Origin of the sequence: Chelatococcus daeguensis (assembly GCF_001887265.1) — a bacterium.
Taxonomy (GTDB): Bacteria; Pseudomonadota; Alphaproteobacteria; order Rhizobiales; family Beijerinckiaceae; genus Chelatococcus_A; species Chelatococcus_A sambhunathii.
Genome location: NZ_CP018095.1, coordinates 2,141,900 through 2,162,582, shown reverse-complemented (window position 1 = coordinate 2,162,582; position 20,683 = coordinate 2,141,900). Strand labels below are relative to the sequence as shown.

Below are 20,683 nucleotides of genomic sequence, written 5' to 3'. Positions count from 1 at the left end.
AAAACGATGAAATTGTTCGCCAGACTCGCCCTCGGCACGGCGCTCGGGCTCGCCCTCGTCACGGGTGCGGCCAGCGCCGAGACGGTCAAGATCGGCCTCGTGGTCAAGTCCCTCGGCAACGGCTTCTTCGAGGCCGCCAACAAGGGCGCGCAGGAAGCGGCCAAGGAGCTCGGCGACGTCGAGGTGATCTACACCGGGCCGACGAGCACGACGGCCGAGGGCCAGATCGAGGTGATCAATGCCCTCATCGCCCAGAAGGTCGATGCCATCGCCGTCTCGGCCAACGACCCCGACGCGGTCGTGCCGGCGCTGAAGAAGGCGATGCAGCGCGGCATCAAGGTCATCTCCTGGGATTCGGCGGTCGGCAAGGACGGGCGCATCCTGCACCTCAATCCGTCCTCCAACGAGCTCATCGGCAACATGTGCCTGAAGCTCGCCGCCGCGCACCTGCCGGACGGCAAGGGCGACTTCGCCATTCTCTCGGCCACCACCACCTCGACGAACCAGAACACCTGGATCGCCGAGATGAAGAAGCAGCTGCCGAAATATCCGGGCCTCAACCTCGTCACCACGGTCTATGGCGACGACCTCGCCGACAAGAGCTACCGCGAGGCGCAGGGCCTCCTCTCCACCCATCCCAACGTCAAGGTCATCGTCGCCCCGACGACGGTCGGCGTGCTCGCCGCCTCGCAGGCGGTGAAGGATGCGGGCAAGATCGGCGAGGTCTTCGTCACCGGCCTCGGCCTGCCGTCGGAGATGGCGGGCGCTGTGCATTCCGGCGCGACGAAGGAATTCGCCATCTGGAACCCGATCGACCTCGGCTATTCGGCGACGCAGATCGCCTACCGCCTCGTGAAGAAGGAGAGCGACGGCAAGCCAGGCTCCGAGATCGACGCCGGCCGCATGGGCAAGATCAAGATCGGCGCCGACGGCGAGGCCGCCATGGCCGATCCCTTCGTCTACGACAAGAGCAACGTCGACGAGTTCGCCAAGATCTTCTGATCGGGCGGGGCTGAGGCTCCGGCGGCCGAAGCCGTAGCCGGCCGGAGCCCTCTCCCCGCACGCGGGGAGAGGGAGCTAGCCACCGGCGCTCCATTTGCTCCTCTGATCACGCATTACGCGGCAGGACTGTCCATGTCGGTCGTTGAAGCGGTCGCCGAGCCGGCCCATCCCCTCCTGGAGATGCGTGGCATCTCGAAGTCCTTCCCGGGCGTCAAGGCGCTCGACGGGGTCGATGTCGCTCTTTACGCCGGCACCGTCACCGCGCTCATCGGGGAGAACGGCGCCGGCAAGTCGACGCTGGTCAAGGTTCTCACCGGCATCTACCAGCCGGACGCCGGCGACATTCTCGTCGACGGGGCGCCGGTCCGTTTTGCCGATGCCCAGGCGGCGATGCGCGCGGGCATCACCGCCATCCACCAGGAGACGGTGCTGTTCGACGAACTGACGGTGGCCGAGAACATCTTTCTCGGCCATGCGCCGAAGTCACGCCTCGGCCTCGTCGACTGGGCGGCGATGCGGGCGCGCGCCGGGGCGCTGCTGCACTCCATTGATGCGCCGATCAGCCCCTATGCGCGGCTGAAGGATCTTTCCATTGCCCAGCGCCATCTCGTCGCCATCGCGCGGGCGCTCTCCGTCGAGGCGCGTGTCGTCATCATGGACGAGCCGACGGCGGCGCTCTCCCACAAGGAGGTGGAGGACCTCTTCCGCATCATCGAGCGGCTGAAGGGGCAGGGAAAGGCGATCCTCTTCATCAGCCACAAGTTCGAGGAGATCTATGAGATCGCGGAGCGCTTCGTGGTCTTCCGCGACGGCCGCTCGGTCGGGGCAGGGCGTCTCGCCGAGACGGGGCAGGACGAGATCGTGCGCATGATGGTCGGCCGTTCGGTCGAGCACGTCTTCCCGAAGGCGGAGGTCGCCATCGGCGGGCCGGTGCTCGAGGTTGCCGGCTATTCGCACCCCACCGAATTCGCCGACATCTCCTTCACGCTGAGGCGCGGCGAGATCCTCGGCCTCTACGGCCTCGTCGGCGCCGGGCGCTCCGAGTTCTGCCAGGCGCTGTTCGGCATCACCCGCCCGAGCGCCGGGCGCCTCGCGCTGGAGGGCAGGGCGCTCACCGTCCGCTCGCCGCAGGATGCGATCGCCGCCGGCATTGTCTACGTGCCGGAGGAGCGCGGGCGGCACGGGGCCGTGCTGCCGATGCCGATCTTCCAGAACGTCTCCATGGCCGTGCTCGGCCGGACGACGCGGGCGGGCTTCCTGCGCCTCGCCGAGGAATTCGCGCTCGCCCGCCGCTATGCCGAGCGGCTCGACCTGCGCGCGGCGGCGCTGTCCGTGCCGGTCGGCACGCTGTCGGGTGGCAACCAGCAGAAGGTCGTCATCGCCAAATGGCTGGCGACATTGCCGAAGGTCATCATCCTCGACGAGCCGACGAAGGGCATTGACATCGGCTCCAAGGCCGCCGTGCACGCCTTCATGAGCGAGCTCGCGGCCGAGGGCCTGTCGGTGATCATGGTCTCGTCGGAACTGCCCGAGATCCTCGGCATGTCGGACCGGGTGATAGTGATGCGCGAGGGCCGCCTGACGGGCATCTGGGAGCGCGACGGGCTCGACGCCGAGACCCTGGTGCGCGCGGCAACGGGTAATGCGTGAGGGCGAGACAGCCATGATCCCAAAGCACCGGCCGGTACCTCTCAGGCGTCATGCCCGCGCTCGTCGCGGGCATCCACGGCTCGCCGGGCCACGCGACATCAACGGCGTGGACGGCCGCGACACGCGCGGCCATGACGAGAGCCGCAGCTTGAGAAGGATAAACGAAGGCACGGCATGATGATGAGCCGCATCCTGAAATACCGGGAGCTTCTGCTGGGGGCGGTCATCCTGGCCCTTATCGCCGCCTTCAGCCTGCGCGCGCCCGGCTTCGCGTCGCCGAGAAACCTCGCCGGCATCTTCAACGACACCTCGATCCTCATCATCCTGGCGCTCGGCCAGATGGCAGTGATCCTGACGAAGTCGATCGACCTCTCGGTCGCGGCCAATCTTGCCTTCACGGGCATGGCGGTGGCGATGCTGAACGCTGCCTATCCCGGCATCCCGCTGCCGCTGCTGATCGCGGCTGCGATGGCCATCGGCGCCGTGCTCGGAGCCGTCAACGGCTTCATGGTGTGGATCATCGGCATTCCCCCGATCGTCGCCACGCTGGGAACGCTCACCATCTACCGTGGCCTTGCGTTCGTCCTCTCCGGGGGGGCGTGGGTCAACCAGACGCAGATGACGAGCGCCTTTCTCGACACGCCGCGCATTCTGCTCCTTGGCCTGCCGCTCAACGGCTGGACAGCGCTGCTCGTCATCGCCGTCATTGCCGTCGTCTTCATGCGCACGGGCTTCGGCCGCGCGCTCTACGCCTCGGGCGGCAACCCGACGGCGGCGCTCTATGCCGGCATCGACGTGGGGCGCACGCGCTTCTTCGCCTTCGTCCTGTCGGGGACGCTTGCCGGGCTCTGCGGCTACCTGTGGGTGGCGCGCTATGCCGTCGCCTATGTCGACATCGCCGCCGGCTTCGAGCTCGACACGGTGGCGGCCTGCGTCATCGGCGGCATCTCGACGCTCGGGGGCATCGGCTCCGTGGCCGGGGCGGTGCTCGGGGCGCTCTTCCTCGGCGTCATCAAGAACGCACTGCCGGTGATCGACATCTCGCCCTTCTGGCAGATGGCCATCTCCGGCCTCGTCATCATCATCGCCGTGCTCTTCAACGCCCGGCAGGAGCGGCGCAAGGGACGGCTCATCCTGCGCGATGCGGCCCGCAGTCCCGCGCCTGCCGCAGCGGAGGGAGCCGCCGCATGAGCACCATGCCTCTCGACAAGCCAACCGTGCGACGCATTCCCGACAAGCTGTCGACGCCCACCGCGCGCCTTCTCGGCAGCTGGGAGAGCCTGCTCGCGGCCGTGGCCATCGCGATCTTCTTCGCCAATTCGCTGGCGTCGCCGCATTTTCTCGATCCTTGGAACCTGTCGGACGCCACCTACAACTTCACCGAGAAGGCGATGATCGCCTTCGCGATGACGCTGCTCATCATCTCCGGCGAGATCGACCTGTCGGTTGCCGCCATCATCGCGCTCGCCTCGACCGCGATGGGGGCGGCGGCACAGATGGGCTTCGGCGCGCCGGCGCTCGTGGGCATCGGGCTCGGCGCCGGGCTCCTGTGCGGGGCTTTCAACGGCCTGCTGGTGGCACGCATCGGCCTGCCGTCGATCGTCGTCACCATCGGCACCATGAGCCTCTTCCGCGGCATTGCGCAGATCGTGCTGGGCGACAAGGCCTATGGCGGCTATCCGGCCGACTTCGCCTGGTTCGGCCAAGGCTACATGTCCGATCTCTCGTGGTGGCCGTCATGGCACGCCTTCGAGGTGGTGACCTTCGAGATGGTCGCCTTCCTCGTCTTCGCGCTCCTCTTCGGCGTCCTGCTGCACATGACCGCCTTCGGCCGGCGCATCTATGCCATAGGCAACAACGCCTTTGCTGCGGAGTTCTCCGGCATCCCGGTCAGGCGCACCAAGTTCGTCCTCTTCCTTCTGACGGGCCTCATGAGCGGGGTCGCGGCCGTGTGCCTCACCTCACGCCTCGGCTCGACGCGCCATTCGATCGCGGCAGGCTGGGAGCTCGAGATCATCACCATGACGGTGCTCGGCGGCGTCAGCATCCTCGGCGGCTCCGGCAGCATCGGCGGCGTCGTGCTCGCGGCCATCGTCATGGGGCTCGTCACCTTTGGCCTCGGGCTGCTCAACGTGCCCGGCATCGTCATGTCGATCTTCACGGGCCTTCTGCTCATCCTCGTGATCGCGCTGCCCATCGTCGTCCGCCGCCTCAGGGCTTCGTCATGACCGGAAAAGAGAAATACGCCTTCAAGATGCAGCTCAACCCGGGCATGGAGGCGGAATACCGCCGCCGGCACGACGCCATCTGGCCGGAGCTGCTGGCGCTCCTGAAGGAAGCTGGCATCGAGGACTATTCCATCCACCTCGACCCGGAGACGAACATCCTCTTCGGCGTGCTGTGGCGGCGGGAGGACCATGGCATGGACGACCTGCCGAACCACCCCGTGATGCAGCGCTGGTGGGCCCACATGGCCGACCTCATGGTGACGAACCCCGACCATTCGCCGGTGGCGAAGCCCCTCGTCACCGTCTTTCACATGGCCTGATCCATGTACGTTGCAGTGCTCGACGTCGGCAAAACGAACGTCAAGGCGGTCGTGGTCGACACGGCGACCGGCAGTGAACTTGCGGCGCGCACCCGGCCCAACCGGGTGCTGACGGAAGGGCCCTATCCCCATTTCGATGTCGAGGGCATCTTCGCCTTCTTCATCGAGGCGCTGCGGGAGCTCTACGCCACGCTCGGCTTCGCGGCGATCTCGCTCACCGCTCACGGAGCCTGCGGCGCGCTCTTGAGCGACGAAGGCTTGGCGCTGCCGGTGCTCGACTACGAACATCGCTATCCGGCCGAGATCGAGGCGGCCTATGACGCGATCCGGCCGCCCTTTGCCGAAACCTTCTCGCCGCGCCTGCCGGGCGGGCTCAACCTCGGCGCCCAGCTCCACTACCTGAAATCCGCTTTTCCCGAGGCCTTCGCCCGAGTGCGCAGCATCGTCACTTGGCCGCAATACTGGGGCTGGCGGCTGACGGGTGTCGCCGCCTGCGACGTCACCTCGCTCGGCTGCCACACGGACCTGTGGCGGCCGCATGAAGGGCGCTTGTCGTCACTCGTCGAGCGGCTCGGCATCGCCGGCCGGCTCGCGCCCGTGCGGCGGCCGTCGGACGTCCTCGGCCCGGTCGCGGCCGACATCGCGCGGCAGATCGGTCTCGATCGGCCGGTGCCGGTCCATTGCGGCATTCACGATTCCAATGCATCGCTGCTGCCGCATCTCGGCCGCGAGCCGCCGTTCGCTGTTGTCTCGACGGGGACCTGGGTCGTGACCTTCGCCGTCGGCGGCGATCTCGCCCGGCTCGATCCGGCGCGCGACACGCTGGCCAATGTCGATGCCTTCGGCCGCGCCGTGCCATCGGCCCGTTTCATGGGCGGGCGCGAATTCGAGATCCTGACCGGCGGAAGCGGGCAGGGGACGTCCGCCGCCCTGGCGCGCGTCATCGGCGAGCCCATCCTCGTCATGCCCGGAGTGGTGCCAGACTGCGGGCCGTTCCCACGGACAGACGGCCGGCCCACCGCGTCCCTGCAGGGTCTCGACGCGGACGAGGCTCATGTGGCCGCCTCGCTGTATACGGCCATGATGACGAAGACCTGCCTCGATCTGACCGGTGCCGCCGGACCGGTCATCGTGGAGGGGCCGTTTGCCCGCAACCGCCTCTTCTGCGAGGCGCTGGCCGAGGCGGCGGGCCGTCCCGTCATGCCGATGGCGGGAGCGACGGGCACGAGCGTGGGCGCAGCGCTGCTGGCGACAGGCGCGCCGACGACGCCACCGGTGCCCGAAGCCGTCGTCGCGCCCGGCTCGCTGCCGGCGGGGTTTGCATCCTATCGAGCCGAGTGGGAGCAGGCGGCGCAGGCACGATAGATGAGCCTCTCGGCTACTCCTCGAAGCGACCCGTGTTGTCCCGGTCGCGCTCATATCGTCTCTTGAGCGGAAATGGGGGCAGCCAGGACTTGCGGCGGATGATCCAGCTTTCGTAGGTCGGCGTCAGCTGGTCGGAGGCATCGAGCGATCCGAGGTTCACTTCGACTTCATCACCGGTGCGCGCGAAAACGGACGAGCCACAGCGGGGGCAGAAGAACCGCCCGGCATAGTCCCGTGTTTCGCCGTCGATCGTCACGGCATCTTGAGGGAATATGGCGGACGCGTGGAAAAGCGCCCCGTGATGCTTGCGGCAGTCAAGGCAGTGGCAAAGGCCGACGCGGTAGGGGCGCCCTGATGCCACAATTCGGACATTGCCGCACAGACAACCGCCGGTGAACCGGTCCATGCCGTGTCTCCTTCAGATCGAACGGCTCGTCTGTCTACAACGAGCGCGGTCAGCCGTCGATGAAGAGCCTTCCATCCGGGACGAGGATACGATTTGCGCGGAATGGCCGCCGTCCTTCACGTCTCGACATTGCTCAGGCTGCGCGAGGGATAGCGCAGCGACACGTCGAACGGGTTGAGGCCGGCGGCCAGCGTGGCCGCCTCCGCCTGCAGGATGTGCACCACGCTCGGCAGGCGCTGCGGCCCGAGCCGCTCGGCGAGCGTGCCGACGCTGAGCGCCGCCACGGGCCGGCCCTGGGCGTCGATGACCGGCACGCCGACGCCCGCCATGCCGGGGATGAGGCCGGTGTTGAGATTGACCCAGCCCTGGCGCCGCGCCTCGGCGAGCGCCGTCCTGAGTCCCGCCTCGTCGAGAAAGCCGCGGTCGAGAAGGCGGGGGACGTTGAAGCGGATCACCTCCTCCTGCTCCGCCTCCGGCAGATGGGCGAGAATGGCGAGGCTGCCCTGGCCGAGGCCGAGCGGCACCCGCCCGCCGATATCGCCGGTGAACGAACGGATGGGGAAGGGGCCCTCCACCCTGTCGAGGCAGACGGCATCATAGCCGTGCCGAACCAGGAGGAAGATCGTGTCGCTCAAGGTGGCGGCGAGGCGCAGCAACACCGGCCGGGCGAGGTCGCGGATGCCGCTGCCCTGCCCGGCCTTCGCCGCCAAGACGAAGAAGTCGAGCGACAGGCGATAGCGCTTGCCGCCCGCCGCCTGCTCGACGAAGCCCTCCGCCATCAGGTCCTGCAGCGCCCGGTGCGCCGTCGGCTGGCTGCAGCGGGCCGCCTCGGCGATGTCCTTCAGCCGCATCCCGTCGGCATCGCTGGTGGCGACGATGCGCAGCAGACCGAGCGCGCGGCGGAGGCTGGAGGTGGTCGGCGCGTCTTCCATCATTCGCATAATGAAAAAAGCAAAGGAAAAGAATGGCAAAAATTTCATATATCAGAATTATGTCAAGATAAATTCATATGAATGAAATTTGGCATTGACCAGGCTCTGCCGCATGCCGCCTCCTTGTGGCAGCGTGACGGTGTGAGGCAGGGCGGGGCATGGGTTTCCTGACGCTCGAAGGAGTGAGCAAGGTCTACGGCGGGCTCGCCGCCGTGCGCGACGTCGATCTGGCGGTGGCCAGGGGCGAATTCGTCTCGCTGCTCGGGCCTTCCGGCTGCGGCAAGACGACGACCCTGCAGATGATCGCCGGGCTGGTGGAGCCGACGGCCGGGCGCATCGGCCTCGACGGGCGCGACATTACCCGCGAGAAGCCGAACCGCCGCGGCCTCGGCGTCGTCTTCCAGAGTTACGCGCTCTTTCCGCACATGACGGTGGCTGAAAACGTCGCCTTCGGCCTCGAGATGCGCAAGGTGCCGCGCGCCGAGCGCGACAGGCGCGTCGCCGAGATGCTCGCGCTCGTCCACCTCGCCAATCTGGCGGAGCGCTATCCGCGCCAGCTCTCCGGCGGCCAGCGCCAGCGCGTCGCCATCGCGCGCGCCCTCGTCATCGCCCCGCCCGTGCTGCTGCTCGACGAGCCCTTGTCCAACCTTGACGCCAAGCTGCGCGAGGAAATGCAGTTCGAGCTGCGGCGCATCCAGCGCAGCGTCGGCACCACCACCATCATGGTGACGCACGACCAGGCCGAGGCCTTGTCCATCAGCGACCGGGTCGTGGTGATGGAAGCCGGGCGCATGACGCAGATCGACGCGCCCTATCGTCTCTACGAGCAGCCGGCGACGGCTTTCATCTCGACCTTCGTCGGCAAGATGAACCGGCTTGCCGGGGTCTGGGGTGACGGCGGCGTGGCGGTCGCCGGCACGGTGCTGGCCAGTGCGCCGGCCGATGTCGCCGCCGGGACGGCGGTGACGGCCTGGATCCGCCCCGAAAAGCTCCACCTGCGCCCTATGGGCGAGGGGCGCCTCGCCGGGCGGGTGGCGAGCCGTTTCTTCCTCGGCGGGCACTGGCTCCTCACGGTCGGGACCGAGGCCGGCGACATTCTGGTCTCGGTACCGAACACGGGCGAGGAGCCGGCGCGCGAGGGCGAGCCGATCGGTCTCGACTGGGAGCCGGCCAGCCTGCGCGTCGAAGCCGGCGCCGGGGCCGCCGCATGAACCGGTCGGTCGCCACGCCCCTGATGCTCGCGTCGCCTGGCGCGGTGCTGTTCGCTGGGCTCGTCATTGTCCCGCTCGTGCTGACGCTGATCCTGTCCTTCCTCGCCTATGACCACGGCACCGGCATCAAGGACAGCTGGACGCTGGCGCATTACATGCACGTGCTGTCCGACAGCTACTATCTCGGCATCTTCTGGCGCACGCTGCGGCTCGCGGCGCTGACGACGCTGATCTGCGCCCTCATCGGCGCACCGGAGGCCTATATCCTCTCGCGCATGCGGAGCCCGTGGCGCTCCGTCTTCCTGCTCGTCATCATCGGGCCATTGCTCGTGTCGGTTGTCGTGCGGGCTTTCGGCTGGAGCATGCTGCTCGGCTCCACCGGCCTCGTGAACGCGGCGCTCGCCGCCGTCGGCCTCGGCCCGGTGCGGCTGCTCTATACCGAGACGGCGATCGTCATCGCCCTCGTCCACGTCATGCTGCCGTTCATGGTCATCCCTGTGTGGACGGCGCTGCAGAAGCTCGACCCCATGGTCGAGGCGGCGGCCTGGACGCTGGGGGCCTCGCGCTTCTCCGCCCTGCGCCGCGTGGTCATGCCGCAGGTGTCCATGGGGCTTCTCTCCGGCAGCCTCATCGTCTTCGGCCTGTCGGCGAGCGCCTTCGCCATTCCGGGCCTGCTCGGCGGACGGCGGCTCAAGATGGCGGCGACGCTCGTCTATGACGAATACATGCACGAGCTCAACTGGCCGCTGGGTGCCGCCATCGCCATCCTCGTGCTCGTTGCCAACCTCGTCATCATGCTCGCCTACAACAGGGCCGTCGAAGCGCGCGCCCGCCGCATGCTCGGGTGAGGCCATGCAGAAGAACGGCCCCGTCGCGCTCCTCTTTCACGCCCTCGTCGTCGCCTTCGTCCTGGCGCCGCTCGTCGTCATCTGCCTCGTGGCGTTCACGCCCGAGAACACGCTGACGATGCCGACCACCGCGTTCTCGCTGCGCTGGTTCCGGGCCGTGTTCGAGCATCCCGATTTCGTCACCGCCTTCGGCAACTCGCTGTGGCTCGCCACGATTGCCGCCAGCATCTCCGTCGCGATCGCGGTGCCGGCGGGCCTCGCCATCGACCGCTACCGCTTTCCCGGCCGCGATGCGCTCAATGGGCTTTTTCTCTCGCCGCTCATCATCCCGCACCTCGTGCTCGGCGTCGCCTTCCTGAGGCTCTTCGCCCTCATCGGCGCCACCGGCTCCTTCGCCTGGCTCGTGCTGAGCCACGTCATCATCGTCACGCCCTATGTGCTGCGCCTCGTGCTCGCGGCGCTGTCAGGGCTCGACCGCAGCGCCGAGCAGGCGGCGATGACGCTGGGCGCCTCGCGTTTCACGGTTTTCCGGCGCGTCACCGCGCCGATGATCCTGCCCGGCATCAGCGGCGGCTGGCTCATCGCCTTCATCAACAGCTTCGACGAACTGACGATGTCGATCTTCGTGACCTCGCCCGCCACCGTGACCCTGCCGGTGCGCATGTACATGTACGCCACCGAATCCCTCGACCCGATGATGGCCGCGGTCTCGGCGCTGATGATCGCGCTCACCGCCCTCGCCATGCTGGCGCTCGACCGCGTCTTCGGTCTCGACAAGATCCTCGTCGGCGAGAAGTGAGGCGCGGCATGTCCCTCTTTCACCGCATCGCCCGCAGCGACCATGCGCCGGTCCGGTTCCTGCTCGACGGCGTGCCCTGCGAGGGCCGCGAGGGCGACACCCTGCTCACCGCCATCCTGACCCACGCCGACAAGGTGCGCGTCAGCGACTTCTCCGGCGCGCCGCGGGCCGGCTTCTGCCAGATAGGCGTCTGCCAGGATTGCTGGGTGACGCTGGCGGACGGAGAGCGCGTGCGCGCCTGCACGACGCCGCTTACGGCCGGCATGTCTGTCGTGACGGGAGCTGCCGCATGAGCCGCCCGCAGCCGCTCGTCGTCGGTGCCGGTCCCGCCGGCGTGCGCGCCGCCGAGACGCTCGTGAAGGCGGGCCTTCGCCCGCTCGTCGTCGACGAGGCGCCTGCCTGTGGCGGCCAGATCTATCGCCGTCCGCTCGTGAAGGACGAACGCGATGCACGCGCGCTCTACGGGTCGGAAGCCGGCAAGGCGCAGCGCCTGCACGGCGCCGTCGCCGCTCTGGCGGACCGGATCGATCACTGGCCTCGCGCGCTCGTCTGGAACCTGCGCGACGGCCGCGCCGATATCGCCGTCGCCGGCGAGAGCCGTGCGGTCGCCTACGATGGGCTCATCCTCGCCACGGGCGCGAGCGACCGCGTGCTGCCGGTCCCAGGCTGGACTCTGCCCGGAGTCTTCACCCTCGGCGGGGCGCAGGTCGCCCTGAAGGCGCAGGGCTGCGCCATCGGCCAGCGCGTCGTTTTCGCCGGCTCCGGGCCGCTGCTCTATCTCGTCGCCTGGCAGTACATGAAGGCAGGCGTCAAGGTGGTCGCGGTGCTCGATGCCGCGCCGCTCGCGGCCAAGCGCCACCTGCTGCGGGGACTGGCGCTCGCGCCCAATATCGTCCTGCGCGGCATGCGCTTTGCCGCCGAACTGCGACTCAACGGCGTCATGCTGCGCCATGGCATCTGCGATCTCGCCTTCGAGGGGGAGGGCAGGGTGGCCGGCGTGCGCTGGCGTGAGGGGAGGCGTGAACGGCACCTCTTCTGCGATGGCGCCGGCTATGGCCTGTCGCTCCGGTCGGAGACGCAACTCGCCGATCTTGCCGGATGCGCCTTCGCGTTCAACCAGCGCGACCGAGCCTTCCTGCCGCAACGGGACCCGTCCGGCCGCACCAGTGTCCGCGGCGTCTATCTCGCCGGCGACGGCGCCGGCATTGCCGGGGCGGATGCGGCGGAGCTCGCCGGCGAGCGGGCGGCGCTCGCGCTCCTCGAGGACCGCGGCCTGCCGCATGCGCCGGAGCGGGCGGCGGACCTGGAACGAAAGCTCGCCCGGATCGGCCGTTTCCGCGACGTGCTGGAGGCTGCCTTCCCCTTTCCCGCCCAATGGGCGGCGCGCGTGAAGGACGAAACCCTCGTCTGCCGCTGCGAGGAGGTGAGCGCCGGCGCCCTGCGCAACGCAGTGCGCGACTTTTCGCTCGACGAGATCAACCGCCTCAAGGCCGTCAGCCGCATCGGCATGGGCCGTTGCCAGGGCCGCTTCTGCGGCGCGGCGGCGGCCGAACTTCTCGCTGTCGAGACAGGACGCGGCGTCGAGGCTGTCGGCCGGCTCAGAAACCAGCCGCCGGTCAAGCCGGTGCCGCTCACGCTGATGCCGCGGGAGGCCGCGGAATGAGCACGCGCCTTCACGTCGATGTCGCCGTGATCGGCGGCGGGCTCGTCGGCAGTTCGGCGGCTCTGGCCCTCAGCCAAACGGGCATGAGCGTGGCGCTGCTCGACCGGCGTTACTGCGGCGCGCAGGCGAGCGGGGTCAACTACGGCGGCGTGCGGCGGCAGGGCCGGCCGCCCGAGCAGTTGCCGCTGTCCCAGCGTGCCCATGCCGTCTGGCCACGGCTCAAGGCCCTCATCGGCATCGACGGCGAGTTTCTGCGCTCGGGCCATCTCAAGCTCGCAATGAGCGAGGCCGACATGGCGTCGCTCGAAGCCTATGCGGCGAAGGTCGCCGACTGCGGCCTCGACCTCGAACTTCTCGGCCACAACGAGTTGCACCGGCGCTTTCCGTGGCTCGGCGACGCGGTCGGCGGCTCCTTCTGCGCGGGGGACGGTCATGCCAATCCACGCCTCGTGGCGACCGGCTTTGCCGCCGCCGCCCGCCGCTCCGGCGTCCACGTTCTCGAGAATACTCCCGTCACGAGCGTTGCCCGCAATGGCGCGGGCTTTGCGCTGGAGGCGGGGGAGGGGCTGAAGCTCACGGCCGGCACCGTCATCAACAGCGCCGGCGCCTGGGCTGATCGTTTCGCGGCCGAGTTTGGCGAGCCGGTGCCGCTCCGGCGCATCTATCCGTCCATGGTGGTGACGGAGCCGCTCGCGCCGGTGCTCACTGTCAACATTGGCATGGAGGGCGGCGGCATCTACGCCCGGCAGGTCGAGCGCGGCAACTGCATCGTCGGCGGCGAGCGGGCCGAGGCGCTGGCGGATGCGGACTTCTCGCGCCCCCGTTCGGATGGGGCGCTCGCCATCATGAGCCGTGCCGCCGCGCTCTTTCCCGGCCTTGCGAAGGCCCAGGCCATCCGCTTCTGGAGCGGCACCGAGGCCGAGATGCCGGACAGGAACCCGGTCATCGGCCCGAGCCTGACGACGCCGGGCCTCATCCACGCCTTCGGCTTCTCCGGTGCCGGCTTCCAGATCGCACCGGGCGTCGGCGAGGTGCTGGCGGAGCTCGTCCGCGACGGCCGGACCACCACGCCGATCGAGGCCTTTTCCATCGCCCGCTTCGTGGCGGGCGCATCGACCGACCGCACCACCCTCGGCTCGGGTGCGGGGAAGGAGCAAGAGCCGCAAAGAAGGGGAGCCTGACAGTGATGACGAACCGCACCATCCTCTTGGCCGGGGCCGCGGCCCTCGCGCTTTGCTACGCCACAGCCGTTTCGGCGGAGACGAAGACGCTCTACGTCGGCATGAACGGCGGCAATTTCGAGCGCACCTATACCCAGGCCGTCTTCCCGGATTTCGAGAAGGCCAACGACGTCAAGATCGTCGTCGTGCCGGGCACCTCGTCCGACATCCTTGCCAAGGCGACGGCGGCCAAGGACAAGCCGCAGATGCACGTCATGTTTCTCGACGACGGCGTCATGGTGCGGGCCATCGGGGCAGGGCTGTGCGAGAAGCTGAAGCCGAGCCCGGAGCTCGACGAAATCCTGCCCAACGCGCGGCTCAAGGGCGACATGGCGGCCGGCGTCGACCTCGGCATGACGGGCCTTGCCTACAACAAGAAGCTGTTCGACGAGAACGGCTGGACGGCGCCGACCTCGTGGATGGACCTCGCCGACCCGAAGTTTCAGGGCAAGGTCGTCTTCCAGTCCGCCGCCGCCTCGTCCTTCGGCCTGCACGCGTTCCTCATGTTCAACCGCATCCAGGGCGGCAGCGAGGACAACGTCGAGCCCGGCTTCGAGAAGTTCCGCGACACCATTGGCAAGAACGTCATCGAATTCATCCCCAATTCGTCGAAGATCTCGGAGATGGTGCAGACCGGCGAAGCCGCCATCTTCCCGCTGACGCCGACCTCCGTCGCGACGCTGAAGGACAAGGGCATCCCCGTCGAATACGCCCAGCCGAAGGAAGGCTCGGTGGTACTGATGGTGGCCGAATGCGTCATTGCCGGCAATTCGGAGCCCGAGCTCGCCCAGAAGCTCGCCGCCTATCTCTTGTCGGCCGAGGCCCAGTCGAACGCGCTCGCCGCCGGCAATATCGTGCCATCGAACCCGAAGGCGAAGGCGCGCACGCCAGAGGCGGAGAAGAAGCTCGAGGTCTTCCACGGCTACATGAAGACCGCCGTGACGCTCGACTGGGACGTGATCAACGCCAAGCGGCCGGAGTGGAATAGCCGCTGGAACAAGACGATCGAGCAGTAGGGCACGCTGCCGCCCGCTCCATCGAGGGGTGTTGCTGGTGACATGCCCGCGCGCGTGGCGGGCATGTCGGTCCGTCACGCCGGTCCGCGCCGGTGGCGATGTACAGCGTCGAAAATCGCATAAGGAAGATTATGGAACTTATTAGAACGAGCCGAGGTCTCTGTCGGTGGTATAGCGCTATCTCCCATCCCGGGCGGCCGGCGATCGCGTCGTCTTCATTTTTTCCCTTTGGTTGAAAGTCCATCTCGTTGCACCGCGGTGCCCCAGGGCTAGACTTGGCTTAAAGCTCGGTCATGCGGCAGCGCATGTTTTGGTTGTGATCCTGGAGGTTGTGATGGGCGGTTCCGGCCAGATGGCGAATGGATATATCGCATGCGGCAAGCTCCGGGTCGCTGCACCGCTTCATGCCTTCATCGCCGAGGAAGCGCTGGTGGGCACGGGCATCGCGCCCGCCGATTTCTGGCAGAGACTGGAATCGATCATCGCAACCTTCGCGCCGCAAAATCGGGCGCTGCTGGCGAAACGGGACGCACTACAGGCGCAGATCGACGCGTGGCACCGCAGCCGCGCCGGTGCCCCACACGAAGCCGCGGTCTATGAGCTGTTCTTGAAGGAAATCGGATACATCGTTGATGATGAAGGAGATTTCTCCGTAGGAACCACGGGCGCCGATCCGGAGATCGCCGAGCTCGCCGGGCCGCAGCTCGTCGTGCCGGTGATGAACGCGCGCTATGCGCTCAACGCCGCCAATGCCCGCTGGGGCAGCCTCTATGATGCGCTCTACGGCACCGATGGGCTTGACGGCACGAAGCCACCGCCGGGCCCTTACGATCCGGCGCGCGGCGTCAGAGTCATCGCTTTCGGCCGACGGGTGCTAGACCAGCACGTGCCGCTGGCTTCCGGCTCGCATGCTGAAGCCCGGCGCTACGCTGTCGATGGTGCCACGCTCACCGTGCAGCTTGCGGACGGCAGCACCACGGGTCTTGCAGATGCAGCGCAATTCGTCGGCTTTGCCGGGGGGCACGGAGCCCCGGAGGCGCTCGTCTTCACAAAGCACGGCCTTCACCTTGTCGTACATTTCGACCGCGGCCACCCAATAGGCGGCACCGACGCGGCCGGCATCAGCGATATCGAGCTCGAGGCGGCGCTGTCGACCATCATGGACTGCGAGGATTCCGTCGCGGCCGTGGACGCGGAGGACAAGGTCGCCGTTTATCGCAACTGGCTCGGCCTGATGCGCGGTGATCTTGTCGAGACCTTTGTGAAAGGCGGCCGCACCGTGACGCGCCGCCTGGCGGCGGATCGGCTCTACAAGCGCCCGGATGGCGGGGAACTGCGCCTCAAGGGGCGCAGCCTGATGCTCGTGCGCAATGTCGGCCACCTGATGACGACGGATGCGGTGCTGGACGACAACGGCGGCGAGATCCCAGAATGCATCCTCGACGGCATGGTGACCGCGGCCATCGCCCTGCACGACATCGGCCCGGCTGGCCGGAGGGCGAATTCGGCCAAGGGCCAGATGTACATCGTCAAGCCCAAGATGCATGGGCCCGAGGAGGTTGCCTTCGCCGATGCACTCTTCGCTGCCTTCGAGGATGCCCTGGGCCTTGCGCGCAACACGCTCAAGATGGGTGTGATGGATGAGGAGCGCCGCACGAGCGTCAACCTCAAGGCTGCGATCCGCGCCGCCAGAGATCGCATCTGCTTCATCAACACGGGCTTCCTCGACCGCACGGGTGACGAGATTCATACCTCCATGGAGGCGGGTCCCATGGTCCGCAAGGCGGACATGAAAGCATCCACCTGGATCAAGGCGTATGAGGACGGCAATGTCGATATCGGCCTTGCCGTCGGTCTCGACGGCCACGGCCAGATCGGCAAGGGCATGTGGGCCATGCCCGACCTGATGCACGCCATGCTCGAGCAAAAGCTCAGCCATCCGCTCGCCGGCGCGACCACCGCCTGGGTGCCCTCGCCCACAGCGGCGACCCTGCACGCGCTCCACTATCTGGCGGTCGATGTCGCCGCCCGGCAGGCGGAGATCCGCAAGCGTCCCCAAGCCCGGCGGTCGGATCTCCTCACGCTGCCCCTGGTCGACCGCGTGAACTGGTCGCCGGAGGAAATCGCAGAGGAGGTCGACACGAACGTCCAGAGCCTTCTCGGCTACGTGGTGCGCTGGGTGGATCAGGGGGTCGGTTGCTCCAAGGTACCGGACATTCACGACGTCGGCCTGATGGAGGACCGCGCCACGCTGCGCATCTCGGCGCAGCATCTCGCCAACTGGCTGCGCCACGGCATTGTCTCGCGCGATCACGTAATGGAGGCCTTGAAGCGGCTCGCGGCGGTCGTCGACCGTCAGAATGCTGGCGATCCCGCCTATCGACCGATGGCACCCGATTTCGAGGCTTCGCTGGCCTTCCAGGCGGCTTGCGCTCTCGTCTTCGAGGGAACGCGCCAGCCGAACGGCTATACCGAGCCACTGCTTCACCGCTTCCGCCGCCTGCGCAAGGAGAAGGACCGGGCCTGAGCGATCCCCTCACCCCGCCTGCCCGGGCTACCGGGCGGGTGCGGCCGGAACCGCATGGCGGTGCGCGGCGTTGCTTCCCATATGACCAGTGAGGTCTTTTGGCACTGCGTCGAAACCGAAGGAGCCAAGCATGGGCGATCCGCGCAAGACCCGCAATGAGCAGGAGCGCGACAAGGCTGAGAAGAAGCAGCATCAGGACGAACTGCTGGACGAGGCGCTGGAGGAATCGTTCCCCGCCAGCGATCCGCCATCACAGACCCAGCCTACGCCGAAGCACAAAAAAGAAAATAAAGACAGATAGTTGCGGATCGAATTTAATCAGAAACCGTAATCGTCATGCCGTCATAGGCCGGCTCGACGTGGGCCGGCACTTGCCGGCTCAGGGTGGCGTAGTCGAGATCGGTGTGCAGGTTGGTCAGCACGGCACGCCGCGGCGCCACCTCGTCGATCAGCGCCAGCGCCTCCGCGAGGCTGAAATGGCTCGGGTGCGGCGTGTAGCGCAGCGCGTCGATGATCAGCACGTCGAGGCCGCGCAGCAGCGCCTTCGCCTCCTCCGGCATGGCGCTGACGTCGCTCGCATAGGCGAGCCCGCCGAAGCGGAAGCCGAGCGCGTCGATATTCCCGTGTACCATGCGAAAGGGCAAGGCAGCGAGCGTGCCGCCCGGCCCGTTGATGTGCACCTCGCGCCCGCTTGTGAGGCGATGCTCGACGAGGATGGGCGGATAGTCGCTGCCGGGCGGCGTGATGAAGCAATAGCCGAACCGGGTGCGCACCTGCGCGCTGGTGCGCTCGTCGAGATAGACGTCGATGCAGCGGCGCATCGTCAGGACGAGCGGCCGCAGGTCGTCGATGCCGTGGGTATGGTCGGCGTGCTCGTGCGTGAAGAGGACGGCATCGAGGTGGCGCACGTCGCTGTCGAGCAGTTGCTCGCGCAGGTCGGGCGACGTGTCGACGAGCACCGTCGTCGCCGCGTCCCTCGCTTCGCGCCGCTTCTCGACCAAGATCGAGCAGCGGCGGCGCCTGTTGCGCGGCTCGGCAGGGTCGCAGGCTCCCCATCCCATGCCGACGCGTGGCACCCCGCCGGATGATCCGCAACCGAGAATGGTCACGGTCAGCGTCATGCGGCGCTTTCCCCGGCCCCCTGGCCGAGATCGGCTTTGGTGAAGAGGCGCCGGAAGTTGTCGGTGGTGATCGCGGCCATCTCGGCCGCCGTCACGCCGTGCACCTCGGCCAGCACTTTGGCCGTATGCACAACGAAGGCGGGCTCGTTGCGCTTGCCGCGATTGGGAACGGGGGCGAGATAGGGCGCATCCGTCTCGACGAGCAGCCGCTCGCGCGGCACGCGCGCCGCGATGTCGCGCAGCTCCTGCGAGCCCTTGAAGGTCAGGATGCCGGAGAAGGAGACATGGAGCCCGAGCTCGACGCCGACGCGGGCAAGCTCCGGCCCGGACGAGAAGCAGTGCAGGATGGCCTGGAACGCGCCCTTCCCCATCTCGTCCTCGAGAATGGCGATCATGTCGTCGTCGGCGGCTCGCGCATGGATGACGAGCGGCAGGCCCGTCTCCCGCGCCGCAGCGATATGGGTGCGGAACACCGCCTGCTGCACGTCCCGAGGGCTGCGATCGTAGTGGTAGTCGAGCCCCGCCTCGCCGATGGCGATGCAGCGCGGGTGGCGCGACAACGCAACGAGCTCGGCCGCCGTGACGTCAGGCTCCTCGCCAGCATTGTGCGGATGGGTCCCGACCGTGCAGGAGACGCCCGCAAAACGCTCGGCAAGGGCCGCGTAGGCGGGAAACTGCCCGACGCGCGTCGAGATGGTGACGAGATGGCCGACACCGGCCGCACGCGCCCGCGCCACCACGGCATCGAGCTCGCTGGCGAAATCCGGGAAGTCGAGGTGGCAGTGACTGTCGACCAGCATCAGGCCTTCGCCTCCTGCGGCTCCTCCTCCACGAAACGCGGGAAGATGGGCGCGGGGGCCGGCAGCACGCTGCCCGCGACAAGGCGACCGGCGGGGCCGAGCGCGTCGAACCGACGCCGATCTTCGTCGACGGCGAGAAGGTCGAGCAGGCGCGCGGCGGCGGTCGGCGTGACGGGCTGCGCGAGGATGGCGACGTTGCGCAGCACCTCCGCCGTCACGTAGAGCACGGTCGCCATGCGGGTGGGATCGCTCTTGCGCAGCGCCCAGGGTTCCTGGCCGGCGAAATAGCGATTCGCCTCGCTCACCACCGCCCAGACGTCGGCGAGAACGGTATGCAGGGCATAGTTCTGCATCGCCGCCCGCGCCCTGGCGAGAAGTCCGTCCGCCGCGCCGAGCAGCGCCTCGTCCGCGGCGGTGAAGGCGCCGGGTTCGGGCACCCTGCCGGCGCAGTTCTTGGCGATCATCGACAGGGAACGCTGGGCGAGATTGCCGAGGTCGTTGGCGAGATCCGCGTTGATGCGGTTGACGATGGCCTCATGGCTGTAGTTGCCGTCCTGGCCGAACGGCACCTCGCGCAGGAAGAAGTAGCGCAGCTGGTCCACGCCATAGGTGCCGGCAAGCGCGAAGGGGTCGATGACATTGCCGACCGACTTCGACATCTTCTCGCCGCGGTTGAACAGGAAGCCGTGGCCGAAGACGCGCTTCGGCACAGGCAGCCCGGCCGACATGAGGAAGGCAGGCCAGTAGACAGCGTGGAAGCGCACGATATCCTTGCCGATGATGTGCACGTCCGCCGGCCAGTAGCGCCAGCGCGGCGAGCCCTCGGTGTCGGGATAGCCGAGCCCGGTGATGTAGTTGGTGAGCGCGTCGACCCACACATACATGACGTGGCCGGGCGCATCCGGCACCGGCACGCCCCAGGTCAGCGTCGTGCGCGAGATCGAGAGGTCCTGGAGCCCGCCCCTGACGAAGCTCATCACCTCGTTGCGCCGACCCTCCGGGCCGATGAAGTCGGGATTGCTCTCGTAGAGCGCGAGCAGCCGGTCCTGATAGGCCGAGAGGCGGAAGAAATAGGTCTTCTCCTCCGTCCATTCCACCGGCGTGCCTTGCGGGCCGAGGCGCACGCCGTCGGCGTTCAGCGTGGTCTCGCTCTCGTCGTAGAAGGCCTCGTCGCGGACCGAGTACCAGCCCGCGTAGGTGTCGAGATAGATGTCGCCGGCATCCGCCATGCGCTTCCACAGTGCCTGCGAGGCCACGTAATGGGCAGGTTCCGTCGTGCGGATGAAACGGTCGCGCGCGACGGCGAGCGTATCGCACATCTTCTCGAAGAGCGCTGTGTTGCGGTCGGACAGTTCGCGCGGGCCGATGCCTTCCTTCGCCGCCGTCTGCGTCATCTTGAGGCCGTGCTCATCGACGCCGGTCATGAAGAAGACGTCGTAGCCATCGAGCCGCTTGAAGCGGGCGATGGCGTCGGCCGCCACCGCCTCGTAGGCGTGGCCGATGTGCGGCGCGCCATTCGGATAGGAGATGGCGGTCGTGATGTAGAAGGTCTCGGGATGGCCCATGCCCAATCGT

General features: G+C 67.8%; 20 protein-coding genes. 15 read left to right on the top strand and 5 right to left on the bottom strand.

All coding sequences use genetic code 11. The annotated features are described in order from the left end of the window. Nucleotides 1–6 precede the first annotated feature (6 nt). The 6 genes from rhaS to BOQ54_RS10210 all read left to right on the top strand — a co-directional run bounded on the left by rhaS (nucleotide 7) and on the right by BOQ54_RS10210 (nucleotide 6,565). Nucleotides 7–1,002, top strand: coding sequence for a rhamnose ABC transporter substrate-binding protein (gene rhaS / locus BOQ54_RS10235; protein ID WP_063185014.1), 996 nt, complete (start codon nucleotides 7–9; stop codon nucleotides 1,000–1,002). A gap of 132 nt (nucleotides 1,003–1,134) precedes the next feature. Further along, the gene (locus tag BOQ54_RS10230; protein ID WP_071923839.1) at nucleotides 1,135–2,652 is read left to right on the top strand and encodes a sugar ABC transporter ATP-binding protein; all 1,518 of its coding nucleotides are present in this window, start codon (nucleotides 1,135–1,137) and stop codon (nucleotides 2,650–2,652) included. A gap of 180 nt (nucleotides 2,653–2,832) precedes the next feature. After that, entirely contained in the window at nucleotides 2,833–3,843 is a 1,011-nt protein-coding gene (locus tag BOQ54_RS10225) for an ABC transporter permease (RefSeq protein WP_071924464.1), read from the top strand. After that, nucleotides 3,840–4,880: an ABC transporter permease gene (locus BOQ54_RS10220; protein WP_055458173.1), complete on the top strand. Its 1,041-nt coding sequence runs from the start codon at nucleotides 3,840–3,842 to the stop codon at nucleotides 4,878–4,880. The genes BOQ54_RS10225 and BOQ54_RS10220 overlap by 4 nt, the downstream gene beginning before the upstream one ends. After that, nucleotides 4,877–5,200 (top strand): L-rhamnose mutarotase, encoded by a 324-nt coding sequence (rhaM, locus tag BOQ54_RS10215; RefSeq protein ID WP_055458174.1) that lies wholly within the window; start codon nucleotides 4,877–4,879, stop codon nucleotides 5,198–5,200. The genes BOQ54_RS10220 and rhaM overlap by 4 nt, the downstream gene beginning before the upstream one ends. Nucleotides 5,201–5,203: 3 nt before the next feature. Further along, complete coding sequence (locus tag BOQ54_RS10210; RefSeq protein WP_071923838.1) at nucleotides 5,204–6,565, top strand: FGGY-family carbohydrate kinase; 1,362 nt, start codon at nucleotides 5,204–5,206, stop codon at nucleotides 6,563–6,565. A 13-nt stretch (nucleotides 6,566–6,578) separates the two neighbouring features. On the opposite strand, the gene BOQ54_RS10205 is transcribed toward BOQ54_RS10210, so the two are convergent. Then, the gene (locus BOQ54_RS10205; protein ID WP_071923837.1) at nucleotides 6,579–6,971 is read right to left on the bottom strand and encodes a GFA family protein; all 393 of its coding nucleotides are present in this window, start codon (nucleotides 6,969–6,971) and stop codon (nucleotides 6,579–6,581) included. Nucleotides 6,972–7,087: 116 nt separating this feature from the next. Beyond that, the gene (locus tag BOQ54_RS10200; protein ID WP_055458476.1) at nucleotides 7,088–7,906 is read right to left on the bottom strand and encodes an IclR family transcriptional regulator; all 819 of its coding nucleotides are present in this window, start codon (nucleotides 7,904–7,906) and stop codon (nucleotides 7,088–7,090) included. Nucleotides 7,907–8,061: 155 nt separating this feature from the next. On the opposite strand from BOQ54_RS10200, the gene BOQ54_RS10195 reads away from it, so the two are divergent. From BOQ54_RS10195 to BOQ54_RS20050, 9 genes are all read left to right on the top strand, one after another. Further along, the gene (locus BOQ54_RS10195; protein WP_055458177.1) at nucleotides 8,062–9,114 is read left to right on the top strand and encodes an ABC transporter ATP-binding protein; all 1,053 of its coding nucleotides are present in this window, start codon (nucleotides 8,062–8,064) and stop codon (nucleotides 9,112–9,114) included. Continuing rightward, complete coding sequence (locus BOQ54_RS10190) at nucleotides 9,111–9,962, top strand: ABC transporter permease (protein ID WP_055458178.1); 852 nt, start codon at nucleotides 9,111–9,113, stop codon at nucleotides 9,960–9,962. Before BOQ54_RS10195 ends, BOQ54_RS10190 begins: the two co-directional genes overlap by 4 nt. A 4-nt stretch (nucleotides 9,963–9,966) precedes the next feature. Further along, entirely contained in the window at nucleotides 9,967–10,761 is a 795-nt protein-coding gene (locus BOQ54_RS10185) for an ABC transporter permease (RefSeq protein ID WP_071923836.1), read from the top strand. 8 nt (nucleotides 10,762–10,769) lie between these two features. Then, nucleotides 10,770–11,054, top strand: a complete 285-nt coding sequence (locus BOQ54_RS10180) for a (2Fe-2S)-binding protein (RefSeq protein WP_071923835.1) — start codon at nucleotides 10,770–10,772, stop codon at nucleotides 11,052–11,054. After that, nucleotides 11,051–12,424 carry an NAD(P)/FAD-dependent oxidoreductase gene (locus tag BOQ54_RS10175; RefSeq protein WP_071923834.1) on the top strand — a complete coding sequence of 458 codons (1,374 nt, stop codon included), beginning with the start codon at nucleotides 11,051–11,053 and terminating at the stop codon, nucleotides 12,422–12,424. Before BOQ54_RS10180 ends, BOQ54_RS10175 begins: the two co-directional genes overlap by 4 nt. Then, complete coding sequence (locus BOQ54_RS10170) at nucleotides 12,421–13,605, top strand: NAD(P)/FAD-dependent oxidoreductase (RefSeq protein ID WP_071923833.1); 1,185 nt, start codon at nucleotides 12,421–12,423, stop codon at nucleotides 13,603–13,605. The genes BOQ54_RS10175 and BOQ54_RS10170 overlap by 4 nt, the downstream gene beginning before the upstream one ends. Nucleotides 13,606–13,610: 5 nt before the next feature. Then, nucleotides 13,611–14,660 carry an ABC transporter substrate-binding protein gene (locus BOQ54_RS10165; RefSeq protein ID WP_071923832.1) on the top strand — a complete coding sequence of 350 codons (1,050 nt, stop codon included), beginning with the start codon at nucleotides 13,611–13,613 and terminating at the stop codon, nucleotides 14,658–14,660. 334 nt (nucleotides 14,661–14,994) lie between these two features. Continuing rightward, entirely contained in the window at nucleotides 14,995–17,187 is a 2,193-nt protein-coding gene (locus tag BOQ54_RS10160; protein ID WP_071923831.1) for a malate synthase G, read from the top strand. 130 nt (nucleotides 17,188–17,317) lie between these two features. Continuing rightward, nucleotides 17,318–17,488, top strand: coding sequence for a hypothetical protein (locus BOQ54_RS20050; protein WP_019404776.1), 171 nt, complete (start codon nucleotides 17,318–17,320; stop codon nucleotides 17,486–17,488). A gap of 13 nt (nucleotides 17,489–17,501) precedes the next feature. Here BOQ54_RS20050 and BOQ54_RS10155 read toward each other — a convergent pair whose 3' ends face one another. The 3 genes from BOQ54_RS10155 to metG are packed head-to-tail and all read right to left on the bottom strand — an operon-like array spanning nucleotide 17,502 to nucleotide 20,673. After that, nucleotides 17,502–18,308: an MBL fold metallo-hydrolase gene (locus BOQ54_RS10155; protein WP_071923830.1), complete on the bottom strand. Its 807-nt coding sequence runs from the start codon at nucleotides 18,306–18,308 to the stop codon at nucleotides 17,502–17,504. Further along, nucleotides 18,305–19,108, bottom strand: coding sequence for a TatD family hydrolase (locus BOQ54_RS10150; RefSeq protein WP_071923829.1), 804 nt, complete (start codon nucleotides 19,106–19,108; stop codon nucleotides 18,305–18,307). The genes BOQ54_RS10155 and BOQ54_RS10150 overlap by 4 nt, the downstream gene beginning before the upstream one ends. Then, nucleotides 19,108–20,673 carry a methionine--tRNA ligase gene (metG, locus tag BOQ54_RS10145; RefSeq protein ID WP_071923828.1) on the bottom strand — a complete coding sequence of 522 codons (1,566 nt, stop codon included), beginning with the start codon at nucleotides 20,671–20,673 and terminating at the stop codon, nucleotides 19,108–19,110. The genes BOQ54_RS10150 and metG overlap by 1 nt, the downstream gene beginning before the upstream one ends. Nucleotides 20,674–20,683: the final 10 nt, after the last annotated feature.